Raw genomic sequence first — 11,505 nt, forward strand, 5'->3', positions numbered from 1 at the left:
CCGCTCACCCCGCCGGGATCTCCTCGAGCCCCACCTCGAGCTTCGGGAACGAGTGGCCCTCGGCGTCCTTGAGCACCGTGTACTGCACGTCGACGTGCGGCTCGATGGCGCTGTGCTTGTCGTTCGGCGCACCGATGATGAGCTGGAACCCGAGGCCCCGCCAGGCGCCGATGGCACGGCCGGTGAAGCGCGCGTCTGCCTTGATCAGCGCCTCGTCGAGGAAGACCGGGGCGTAGCGCGGGCGCTCGGCGCCGGCGTCGCCGAGCTGGTAGCGCAGCGCGGCACCGACGATGAAGGCCACCAGCTCCTGCGACTCGCCACCGGACTTCTCGCCGATGTGGTCGTAGAGGGCGACGTGCTCACCGGTGTCGGCGGTGACCTTCTCGGCGCTGACGCGGACGTGGTTGCGTACGTCGATCAGGTCGGCGAAGTCGGGTGCGGTGCGACGCATCCGGTCGATCAGCCGCGACATCCGGGTGTAGGCCTGCTCCCGGGCCTCGTTGGTCGTCGCCTTCTCGATGAGGTCGCGCACGGCGCGCAGCTCGCGGCGGAAGCGACCGCGTACGGCCGACTGGCCCTCCTGGGTGTCGATCCGCAGCCGGTGGGCGTCGTCGTTGAACGGCAGCTCGGCCAGGATCTGGTTGATCGGGTCGATCCGGTCGCGGATCTCGCGCACCGCCCGTGACAGGGTCGAGTCGAGGTTGGTGAGGTCGTTGCCCGACAGGTTGAGCAGCGAGTCGCGCCACTCGACCTCGAGCTCGTGCAGACCGCTGGTCTGCAGCTCGTCGAGGAGCCGGTCGAAGTCGGCGTAGGAGGCGTCGGGGTCGGTGTGGAGGTTGGGATTGGGCCAGCGCTCGAGGAAGGCCTCGAACGTCTGACGCAGCTGCGCGCGAGCCGCGCCGATCGTCTCCTGGGCACCGGCACGGTCGGCGTCGAGGCTCTCCCCCGCGCGGGCGAAGACCGCGTCGAGCTCGGCGAGCGCGTCCTCGCGGCGGCCCGCCTCCTCGCCGCCTGCGGCCTTGCAGAGCTGCTCGAGATAGTCGGCCTGGGCAGGGGCGACCTCCGTGCCCGAGGCGGCGGCGTCCTCCAGCGCGTCCTTGGCTCGGTCGACCTGCTCGACGACGTCGCTCCACCGCTCGTCGAGGTCCTTGAAGGTGCTCTTGGCGGCACCGATCCCCTCGCGCAGCGAGTCGACCTTGGCCCGAGCCTCCTTCAGCCGCTGCTGGAGCGTCGCGATCTCGGGGTTGTCGGCGGTGACCTCCTCGATCACCGCGGCCCACCTGTCGCGCTCGGCCGTGGCTCCGGCGATGTCGACCTGGTCCCAGGTGAGCGCGGAGACCGCCTTGAAGGACGTACGCCGCAGGTCGAGCTCCTTGATGGCCCGCTCGGCCTCCAGGACCGCCGTCCTCGCCTTCTCCGCCTCCTGGCGGGCTGTTGCGAGGAGCTCGGTGAGCTCGGCGACGCGGCGGGTGTTGGTGAAGCCCAGCACGTTGCCGGCGCCGTGGCCACCGTGAGCACCGCGCGTCCCCTGAGAGACCTGGCCGGTGACGGTCAGCGCCATCCGGTGCTGGCCGAGCAGCGCGGGCGTCTGCACGCAGACGTAGCCGTGTCGTTCGGTCAGCCGCTTCTTGAGCCAGCCGGTGAACACGCCGCGGCGGTAGTCCAGGCGCCCCGGAAGGGTGCCCTCGTCGAGGATCGTGGTGTCCTGCATGCCGGTGTGGACGGCCTCGTAGCGGATCCGCGTGCGCTGCCGCACCGAGTCGATCGCGGCCCGGAAGGCGCCGACGTGAGCGGCGTCGACGAGCATGGTGGTCGCGAACCCACCGAGCGCCAGGTTGAACGCCTCACGCCACGCCTCGTGCTCGGTGCGCACCTCGACCAGCTCACCCACGAACGGCATCTCCGCCGGGCTCAGCCCGGCCGCCTCGGCGAGCACTGCCCGGGCCGCACGCAGCGGCTCGGGGATGTTGTTCTTCGTCTTCTCGGCATCGGCGAGCTCGTCCTCGAGCCGGCCGACCGCCGTGTTCGCTTGCGCCTCGGCGGAGCGCGCGGCGGCGTAGACGTTGAGGGCGGTGGTGCGGGCGTCGTCGTCGACCAGGGCCTCGCGCGCGGTCGTCTGGAGGGTCTCGAGCTCGGCCGGCGTCGTCACCGTGGCGCCGAGGACGTCGAGCTCGGCCTCGAGGGCCTCGCGGGCGCGGCGTACCTGATCGACCCGGCTCTCGGCCGCCTTGATCTCGCGGGTCGCCTCCTCGAGACGGCGGCCGCCGGAGGCCGCGACCGTGACCGCGAGGCCGTCGCGCTCGGACTCGGCGGCGTCGATGAGCGCCTGCTTCTCGGCGACCGCCTTCTCCGCGACGCTCCTGCGGGAGCTGAGGTCGGCCTCGAGCTCACTGAGCAGGTCGACCCGCTTGCCTGCCCGCCACAGCCCGGCGGGGGTCGCCTCATCGCCGAAGGCACCGATCCCGTCGATGACCTCCAACCTGGCGGCGGCGTCCTCGATGGCGCCCCGGAGCTCGCGGATCGGCGCGAGCGCCCGCACCTGCTGCTGCGCGGTGACCATCCGGTCGCGGGTCGCGGAGAGCTCGTCGAAGTGGGCGACCACGCCGTCGGCGGTGGCGAGGGTCTCGGGCTCCTCGAGCACCATCTTCTTGTAGAGGTCGTCGACCGTGGTGATCTGCTGCCCGGCCTGGATCCGACCCAGCAGATTGACCGCCTTCTCGCCGTCGCCGGCGGCACCGATCCCGAGCGCGGAGTGGATCCGCGCGGTGAAGTCGCGGTCGGTGTCGATCGGGGTCAGCCCGGTCTCGGCAACCGCCGCGCGACTGAACCGGTGGGCCGCGACCGGCTCCAGATCGCGTACGTCGAAGCCTGCCTCGGCCACGGCACGGAGCTTGGTCACGTCGTCGAGGTTCTTGGCGGAGGCGGGGACGTACCAGGCACGGACCGCGGTGAAACGGGCGCCGGTCTGGTCGGTCCAGGTCATCGCGATCGCCGACCAGGTGTCGCGGCCGTCGCCGCGCAGCACCCGGATCTTGGTGCCGTCGGCGGTCTTCGCCTCGTCGATCTTCCCGCGCGCGTAGGAGAGGATGTTGCGCTGGTCCTGACCCCTGGGCCTCCCCACGACACCGCCGTTGGAGGCGCCGTTGAAGGGCGTCGTGTGGGGCATGATCAGTGCGATGTAGGCGTCCATCAGTGTCGACTTGCCCGATCCGGAGCCACCGGTGAGCAGGGTGGCCGTCGGCGAGAAGCGCACCCGGTGGGCGCCGTCGTAGCCGCCCCAGTTGACCAGCTGCAGCTCGCTGGCCACCCACTGCCGGCCGGTCGAGCGGGCGGGGATAAGGCCGAAGAGGCTGTCGATCATGTTCACTGCTGGGTCTCCTGCTCCTTCAGCCATGCCTTGAGCTCGGCGAGCTTCTCCACGCTCAGCACGATCTCGACCAGCGGCGTGATCCGGTAGCGGTCCTCCGACTCCTCCTCGAGGAGCCCCTCGCGCGCGAGCCGCTCGACGGCCCGGCGGATCTCGCGGCGTGCGGCGGCGTCGCCGCTGGCGACGTCGAAGTAGGTGAGCACGGTCTGCTCCAGCTCGTCGGCGTCGACCCGCGCCGACCTCTCCCCCGAGCCGCGCTCGCGCTGGAAGACGGTGCGCAGGTGGACCAGCACGAGCGTCTCGGCGCGGGAGTAGGCGTCGTCCTTGAGGAGCACCGGCACGTCCAGCTCCTCCGAACGCACCTGCCGCTTGTAGGCGATGCCGCGGTCGTGGTCGACCACGAGCCGGACGAACAGGTCGTGTAGGCGGGACTCGATCACCGCCTGGTTCTCGAGCAACGTACGCCACTGGCGCGGGCTCTTCTCGGCGGTGAGGAATCGGCGGCGCAGGAGCTGGACCAGCACCCGGCGTACGTCGGCGTCCAGGACGCCGCGGTCGCCGACGAACAGCTCGGTCGGGTCGTCCTCCATCGAGACGGGCTCGATGAAGCCCTCCGGATCGCTGCCGTAGGCCACCTCCTGACCCTCAACCTCAACCTGAGGCTCACCCTCGGTCGGTGTCACCGTCTCGCTCAACGCCCGTCCCCTTCTCCAGCCTCGTCGCCGTCTTCAGTCCTCACCCGCACGCCACCGAAGGCGAACCTGCGGCGCACCCCGTCGGCCCGGACCGCCTCGATCGTCGAGATCTCCCCCGTCTCGTCCATCCCGCGCCGGTGGGCGATCTCCAGCAGCCCGAGCAGGTCGACCGGGCGCCGGATCTCCTCCGGCGCGGCGGCGAACACGTCGGCCACATCGACCGGTCCTTCGCCCGCGTGGGCCGCCAGGTAGGCGTCCAGGTGGGCCTCGATCGCCCGGTAGCCCGGGCCGCCCCAGGCCTTGGTGTCCTCGACGGCGCTCTCCACGTCTCGCCAGTCGGCCAGGGGCGCCGGCGGCTCGGGCGGCCGCAGCTCGCTGACCGACTGGCGCAGGTGACCGAGGTCGGCGACCGGCAGCCGACGTAGCGGCTCGACCGCCTCGGCCGGCCGCGAGGACGGCATCCATGCCTGGAAGCCGACCATGACGTCACGCAGCAGGTCGTCGACCTGCCGGTCGCGGGCCGGGTCGTGCGTACGCACCTGGGTGGTGATCACGTGGGAGGCGGTCTGCTGGGCGGCCAGGACCTCGGCGACACCGGTCTCGATCCGCCGCCCGACAGCGGCGAGCTCGGCCCGCTCGGCGGGCCCCATCGCCTTCGTGAACCGGTGGCGCAGCACCGTGCGCAGGTTGGCCGCCAGGTCGTCGAGGCGGCGCGGGTCACCGATCATCCGCAGCGCACCGGCGAACGCCTTGCCCTCCGGCGTGGAGGCCATCACGTCCTTGCCGCGCTGCAGATACTCGCGCAGCACCTCACCCGCCGGGCGTACGTCCTGGCGCAGGTCGGTGACCACGTCGCGCTGCATCGCCCGGATCGACTCGACCACGCGGGCGAAGTCGGCCGGGAGCTCACGAGTCAGATGGAGGATGTTCTCGGCCTGCTCGAGCAGGGTGTCGTCGTCGACGGTGTCGACCACGCCGGTGCGGTCCAGCCGGGCGATCTCGGCGCGCCGCTGCGCGATCTCCTCGGTCAGCCGGGCCACCCGGGTGAGCACGTCCGGGTCGGCGTCCTGGGCGAGCCGCTCGACGGCCTCCAGCAGCGTCCGGACCCGCGACTCGGAGACCCGCGCCCGCGACCCGCTCGCGCGTCCAGCGATCTCCAGGGCGCCGACCGCATGGGCGGAGAGCCGGTAGACCTCGTCCTCGCCCTCGATCTGGCGCAGCAGCCAGCCGGCCCGCACCCACTGGCGGCACAGGTCACGCGCCGTGCCGACCGGGAGCGTCACCTCGCCGCCCTCCCCCTCGGCGTAGCCAGTGGCCCGGAGCCGGTCGAGCATGTCGCCGATCTCGGCGTGCGCGTCCACCACCGGGACCGCGGCCCGCTCGGAGGTGAAGGTCACCGAGAGCACCGCCACCACGAACGGCGCGAACCGGCCGTGCAGGAGGTCGAGCATCGGGTTCTTGAAGGCGGCCAGAGCCCCGGCGTACGCCGCCTCGACGCGAGTGTCACTCATCGGCAGATACCGTACGTGGCGGCACCGACAACACCACAACCTTCAATACACGCGCGGACACGCCGAGAATTCGGTTGCCGCCTACCGCATAGTTATCCCATGCGGGTTCGTTCCTTCCCTGTCGTCGTGGCCTCGGTGGCCCTGATCGTCCTCTCCGGCTGTTCCGAGATCCCCGACACCCCGGACTCGGCCTCGAAGGGCGAGTCGACCGCGTCGCCGTCGCCGAAGGCCCTCACCGCCCAGATCTCCCCCGCCGACGGCGCCAAGGATGTGCCGGTCGACACCACCGTCACGGTGACCGCGACCTCGGGCGAGTTCACGAGTGTCAAGGTCGCCAAGCCCGACGGGCGCACCGTGCCGGGATCGCTGTCGGCTGACAAGAAGACCTGGACGGCCAACGACCTGCTCGACCCGGCGCTGCGCTACACCGTCACCGCCACCGGGGAGACCGGCGAGGTCACCAGCAGCTTCACCACCCGCTCGCTCTCGCTGGCGCAGCAGACCTTCGCCACGATCGTCCCCGTCGACAAGTCCGAGGTCGGCATCGGGATGCCGGTCGCGGTCTACTTCGACGTCCCGGTCAAGGACCACGCCTCCTTCGAGAAGCGCATGCACGTCACCTCCACCCCGGCGCAGACCGGCACCTGGCACTGGGTCTCCGACACCGAGGCCCGCTACCGTCCGCAGCGCTACTGGAAGCCCGGCACCACGATCAAGGTCGACCTCGACATCAACGGCGCCTCCGCCGGCGGCGGCGTCTACGGCCAGCACAGCCGCACCGCCACCTACAAGGTCGGTGACGCGCACGTCTTCAAGGTCAACGCGCGTACGCATCAGATGAAGGTCTTCAGCAACGGCAAGCTGCTGCGTACGATCCCGATCACCACCGGGAAGCCCGGTTTCACCACGCGGTCGGGGATCAAGGTCATCTCCGAGAAGCACCGCGTCAAGGAGATGCGCTCGGAGACCATCGGCATCTCCGACCAAAGCTCGAGCGACTACTACTCCCTCGACGACGTGGAGTACGCCATGCGGATCAGCAACTCGGGCGAGTTCATCCACGCCGCGCCGTGGTCCACCGGCTCCCAGGGCTATGCCAACGTGTCCCACGGCTGCACGGGCCTCTCCACCGCCAACGCCGCCTGGCTCTACGGCCTGGCCCGCATCGGCGACGTCGTCGAGACCACCGGCACCGACCGGAAGATGGAGTGGGACAACGGTTTCGGCGACTGGAACCTGTCCTGGGCCGAATACCAGAAGGGCTCCGCCCTCTAGGCGGAGCCGACCGCGGCCACCAGCCCCTTCCGACAGCCGAGCATCATCTGCCGGTGGTTCCAGGTCAGGACCGGCCGCAGCGCGACCGAGGCCAGACCGAGCAGGCCGCGTACGACGACCTCCTGCTCGAACACCATCCGGCTCCCACGCTCCGCCGGTGTCAGGGTCCAGCGCGCGAACCCGTCCAGGTCACCGCCGAGACCGACCTCCAGCGTGGGCAGGTCGCGGCTGACCGCGTGCAGCACGATCTCCAGGTCGTACGGCAATGCCGAGCGGCACAACAGCAGCGCGTCGTCCTCACCGAGCTTCGCCACCGCCCGCACCTGCGGCCACCACTGCGGGTAGTGCTCGACGTCGAGCAGCACGTCACGTACCGCCTCCGGCGACAGCGGCAGCTCCCAGGTCTCGGCGAACACGTAGTGCGCGGGCATGAGCCCAGTGTGCACGGGGACCGATCAGCCCAGCAGCGTCGCGACCGCGTCGCGGCCCAGCGCGGGCGACAGCGCGCCGAGCGCTGCCTCGGCGGCGTCCTCGCACAGCCCGGCGCTCACCGACCCGAGCCGGGCGCCGACCGCGGCCACGGCGGCAGGAGCCATCGACAACGAGGTGATGCCCAGGCCGACGAGCACCGGCGCGAGCAGCGGGTCGGCGGCGGCCTCTCCACAGATCCCGACGGGCTTGCCGGCCGTACGTCCCGCCTCGGCGGTGATGGCGATGAGCTGCAGCACCGCGGACTGCCAGGGATCGGTCAGGTGGGCCAGATCGGTGGCCAGCCGGTCGGCGGCCATGGCGTACTGGGTCAGGTCGTTGGTGCCGATCGAGAGGAAGTCGACGACCTCCAGCATCCGATGGGCCATCAGCGCGGCCGCCGGGACCTCGACCATGACGCCGGGCCTGAGGCCGCGGACGCGCACCAGTCCCGCGAAGTCGGCCGCCTCCTGGACGGTGGCGACCATCGGCGCCATCACCCAGGTGTCGGCGCCGGTGCGCTCGGCGGCGATCGCGATGGCGTCGAGCTGGCGCTCCAGCAGACCGGGGTTGTCGGCGGCGAGCCGCAGGCCGCGTACACCGAGGGCAGGGTTCTCCTCACCCTCATGGGTGGCGAACGCGATCGGCTTGTCCGAGCCCGCGTCCAGGGTGCGGACGACCACGTGACCGCGGCCGGCGAACGGCACGAGCACCTCGGCGTAGACGTCGGCCTGCTCGGCCACGGTGGGCTCCTCGCGCCGGTCGAGGAAGCAGAGCTCGGTGCGGAAGAGACCGACGCCCTCGACCTGTCCGGCGGCCGCGTCGCGTGCGGAGGAGCCGTCGGCGACGTTGGCGAGGAGTGCGACGGGGTGGCCGTCGGCGGTGCGCCCCGGACCTGTCCAGGCGGCGACCGCCTGGCGCCGGGCGAGGTCGGCCTCGGCGCGGGCGGCGGCGTCCGGGCCTGGTTCGAGGTCGACGATGCCGGCCTGCCCGTCGACGAGCACCAGGGTGCCCGGGGCGATGCCGGTCGCGCCGGCCACGCCGACCAGGCACGGGATGCCGAGCTGGCGGGCGATGATCGCGGTGTGGCTGGTGGGCCCGCCTCGCTCGGTCACCAGGGCGACCACCCGGGCCGCGTCGAGGGCTGCGGTGTCGGACGGCGCGAGGTCGGCAGCGACCAGCACGCTGGTCCCCTCGGGCACGTCCACGCCGGGCTCGGGCTCGCCGGCGAGGTGGGCGAGGACCCGGCGCTCGATGTCGCGCAGGTCGGTGACCCGCTCGGCCATCAGGCCGCCCATCCCGCTGAACAGCGTGGCGAACTGCTCCACCGCAGCGCCGACGGCGGCGACCAGTCCCTCGCCCGCACGCAGGTGCTTCTCGACGGCGACGCGCAGCCCCTTGTCGCGGGCCAGGCCCGCGCTCGCGCTCAGCACGGACGCGGCGGCCCCCGATGCGGTCTCGGCGCGACGGGCATACCCGTCGGCGACGGCGGTGGCGGCCGTCTCGTAGGCCGCCAGGGCGTCCTCGGGTTGGTCGAAGCCGCGCCGCTCGAAGGCCTCCAGTGCGGCGGGATCGACCTCGGTCCGCACCACGTGGACGGGCGCCAGCACGATCCCCGGGACCACCGGAGTGCCGGAGAGGACAGATGAGTGAGACGTGACCATGGCCACAAATATCTGCCCTAACCCCTTGACGAGTCAACACATTCGGGCATAAAACAACATATATGGGCATTCACAGGCCCGAAATCCACTCGAAACCACACCGACCCCTGAAGGAGGCCGCGATGTACGCCGAGGAGCGACAGATCGCGACGGCCCGTCTCGTCGCCGAGCGCGGGCGGATATCCGTGGCCGACATCGCCGAGCGGTTCGAGGTCACCACCGAGACCGTGCGCCGCGACCTGTCCACGCTGGAGCGCCGCGGCCTGGTCCGCCGGGTGCACGGCGGCGCGGTGCCGGTGGAGACCATGGCCGTGCTCGAGTCCGCGCTCGGCGAGCGGGAGCAGACCTTCACCGCCCAGAAGGACCGCATCGCCCAGGCCGCGCTCGACCTTCTCCCCACTGCCGGCGGCACCATCGCCATCGACGCCGGGACGACCACCAGCAGGTTCGCCCACGCCCTCCCCCGTGACCACCAGCTCACGGTGGTCACCCATGCCGTGCCCGTCGCTGCGATGCTGGCCGGCAGCCCTCAGATCGAGCTGCACCTGCTCCCCGGCCGGGTCCGTCCGGCCACCCAGGCAGCCGTTGGCGCCGAGACCGTGGACGCACTCAGCCGTCTGCGCGTCGACGTCTGCTTCGTCGCCACCAACGGGCTGACCCTCGCCCACGGTCTCTCCACCCCGGACCACGAGGAGGCCGCGACCAAGCGGGCGCTGGTCAACGCCGCCCGCCGGGTCGTGTGCTTGACCGACTCGAGCAAGATCGGCGTGGAGACCACGCTGCGCTTCGCCGCGCTCGGCAACGTCGACGTCCTCGTCACCGACAGCGACATCGACGACGACGTCGCCGACGAGCTGCGCGAGAGCGGCCTGGAGGTGCGGATCGCATGATCGTCACGCTGACCGCCAACCCGAGCATCGACCACACCGTGATGCTCACCAGCCCGCTGCGCCGCGGAGAGGTGCTGCGTGCCACGGCGACCAGCTCCCAGCCGGGCGGCAAGGGCGTCAACATCTCCGGCGCTGCGTACGCCGCCGGGGTGGCGACGCGCGCCGTCGTCCCCTGCCCTGACCTCGACCCGATGGTCACCGAGCTGCGAGCCACCGGCCTCGACGTGGTCACGGTCGGCCCCGCCGGCCGGCCGCGGATCAACACCACCGTGACCGAGCCGGACGGCACCACCACCAAGCTCAACGGTCCCGGCACCACGGCGACCCCGGCGCTGCTCGACGCCCTCGCGGGCCGGCTCGTCCAGGAGGCGGAGCTCGCCAGCTGGGTCGTCCTGGCCGGGTCGCTGCCGCCCGGTGCTCCTGCCGGCTGGTACGCCGAGGTGGTGAGCGCGCTCCGTGCCACCAGCGCCCGCATCGCCGTCGACACCAGCGAGGCACCCCTCGAGGCACTCGCCGCAGGGCTCCCGGACGGTGCACCCGACCTGCTCAAGCCCAACGCCGAGGAGCTGGCCTCGATCACCGGGTCCGACTCCCTCGACGACCCGGCCGCCGCCGCGTCCGCCGCCCGGACGCTGGTCGATCGCGGCGTCACCGCGGTGCTCGCGACGCTCGGCGCGAACGGTGCCGTCCTGGTGACCGACGAAGGCACCTGGCACGCCACCCCGCCGCCGACCGAGGTCGTCAGCACGGTCGGTGCCGGCGACAGCTCCCTGTTCGGCTATCTCCTCGCCGACCTGCGCGGACTCTCCGCGCCTGAACGTCTCGGGCTCGCCGTCGCGTACGGCAGTGCAGCCGCCGGCCTCCCCGGCACCACCCTCCCCACCCCACCCCAGGTCCGCGCCGATCTCGTGTCGGTTCGCGACCTCGACCCCATCACCGGAGGACTCTGATGTCCGCACTCATCGCCCCCGAGCTCGTCGCTCTCGACGCCGACCTCGGCACCGACAAGCACGACGTCATCCGTGCCCTGGCCCAGCGCGTGGCCGACTCCGGCCGTGCCACCGACCTCGATGCGCTGGTCGCCGACGCTCTGGCCCGCGAGGAGGTCTCGGCCACCGGACTCCCCGGTGGCCTGGCGATCCCCCACTGCCGTACGTCCGGGGTCGACGAGCCGGTGGTCGCCTTCGCCCGCCTCTCGCCGTCGGTCGACTTCGGCGCCAAGGACGGTCCGGCCGACCTCGCCTTCCTCATCGGCGCCCCCGCGGGCGGCGACGCCACCCACCTGACCATCCTGACCAAGCTGGCCCGGGCGCTTGCCCGTCCCGAGTTCGGCCGGATGCTGCGCGAGACCGACTCGGCCGAGGAGGCCGCCCGGACCATCCTCGACGCGGTCGGCGACCAGCCAGCCGCCCAGAGCCCGGCCACGACTCCGCAAGCGGCTCCTGAGAAGAAGCGTTCGCTCGTCGCGGTGACCGCCTGCCCGACCGGCATCGCGCACACCTACATGGCCGCCGAGGCCCTCCAGGCCGCGGCCGCGCGGGCCGGGGTCGAGATCGCCGTCGAGACCCAGGGATCCGCCGGGGCCACCCCGTTGCCTGCCGAGACGATCGCGAAGGCCGACGCGGCCATCTTCGC

At 72.0% G+C, this 11,505-nt stretch carries 9 protein-coding genes; 4 read left to right on the forward strand and 5 right to left on the reverse strand.

What is annotated here, in order from left to right; genetic code table 11:
* Nucleotides 1–4: 4 nt before the first annotated feature.
* From ACFVJS_RS10150 to ACFVJS_RS10160, 3 genes are read right to left on the reverse strand one after another with little or no spacing between them, the layout of a single operon-like run.
* Nucleotides 5–3,361: an ATP-binding protein gene (locus tag ACFVJS_RS10150; RefSeq protein WP_378879066.1), complete on the reverse strand. Its 3,357-nt coding sequence runs from the start codon at nucleotides 3,359–3,361 to the stop codon at nucleotides 5–7.
* Between the two features lie 2 nt (nucleotides 3,362–3,363).
* Entirely contained in the window at nucleotides 3,364–4,062 is a 699-nt protein-coding gene (locus tag ACFVJS_RS10155) for a DUF4194 domain-containing protein (RefSeq protein ID WP_378879042.1), read from the reverse strand.
* Nucleotides 4,059–5,573: a DUF3375 domain-containing protein gene (locus ACFVJS_RS10160; RefSeq protein WP_378879045.1), complete on the reverse strand. Its 1,515-nt coding sequence runs from the start codon at nucleotides 5,571–5,573 to the stop codon at nucleotides 4,059–4,061. The genes ACFVJS_RS10155 and ACFVJS_RS10160 overlap by 4 nt, the downstream gene beginning before the upstream one ends.
* 99 nt (nucleotides 5,574–5,672) lie before the next feature.
* Here ACFVJS_RS10160 and ACFVJS_RS10165 point away from each other — a divergent pair, with 99 nt between their 5' ends.
* Nucleotides 5,673–6,848, forward strand: a complete 1,176-nt coding sequence (locus tag ACFVJS_RS10165; RefSeq protein ID WP_378879048.1) for an Ig-like domain-containing protein — start codon at nucleotides 5,673–5,675, stop codon at nucleotides 6,846–6,848.
* Here ACFVJS_RS10165 and ACFVJS_RS10170 read toward each other — a convergent pair.
* Both ACFVJS_RS10170 and ACFVJS_RS10175 read right to left on the reverse strand, forming a co-directional pair.
* Nucleotides 6,845–7,279, reverse strand: a complete 435-nt coding sequence (locus ACFVJS_RS10170; RefSeq protein WP_378879051.1) for an SRPBCC family protein — start codon at nucleotides 7,277–7,279, stop codon at nucleotides 6,845–6,847. The two genes, ACFVJS_RS10165 and ACFVJS_RS10170, sit on opposite strands and share 4 nt — an antisense overlap.
* Nucleotides 7,280–7,303: 24 nt before the next feature.
* Nucleotides 7,304–8,980 (reverse strand): phosphoenolpyruvate--protein phosphotransferase, encoded by a 1,677-nt coding sequence (locus tag ACFVJS_RS10175; RefSeq protein ID WP_378879054.1) that lies wholly within the window; start codon nucleotides 8,978–8,980, stop codon nucleotides 7,304–7,306.
* A 122-nt stretch (nucleotides 8,981–9,102) separates the two neighbouring features.
* Between ACFVJS_RS10175 and ACFVJS_RS10180 the strand changes: the two genes are divergently transcribed.
* From ACFVJS_RS10180 to ACFVJS_RS10190, 3 genes are all read left to right on the forward strand, one after another.
* Nucleotides 9,103–9,870, forward strand: coding sequence for a DeoR/GlpR family DNA-binding transcription regulator (locus ACFVJS_RS10180; RefSeq protein ID WP_378879057.1), 768 nt, complete (start codon nucleotides 9,103–9,105; stop codon nucleotides 9,868–9,870).
* Nucleotides 9,867–10,820, forward strand: a complete 954-nt coding sequence (locus ACFVJS_RS10185; RefSeq protein WP_378879059.1) for a 1-phosphofructokinase family hexose kinase — start codon at nucleotides 9,867–9,869, stop codon at nucleotides 10,818–10,820. Before ACFVJS_RS10180 ends, ACFVJS_RS10185 begins: the two co-directional genes overlap by 4 nt.
* A partial coding sequence (locus ACFVJS_RS10190) for a PTS sugar transporter subunit IIA (RefSeq protein ID WP_378879062.1) occupies nucleotides 10,820–11,505 on the forward strand: 686 nt, incomplete at its 3' end. The genes ACFVJS_RS10185 and ACFVJS_RS10190, both read left to right, overlap by 1 nt.

It is taken from the genome of Nocardioides sp. NPDC057772 (assembly GCF_042798075.1).
Taxonomy (GTDB): Bacteria; Actinomycetota; Actinomycetes; order Propionibacteriales; family Nocardioidaceae; genus Nocardioides.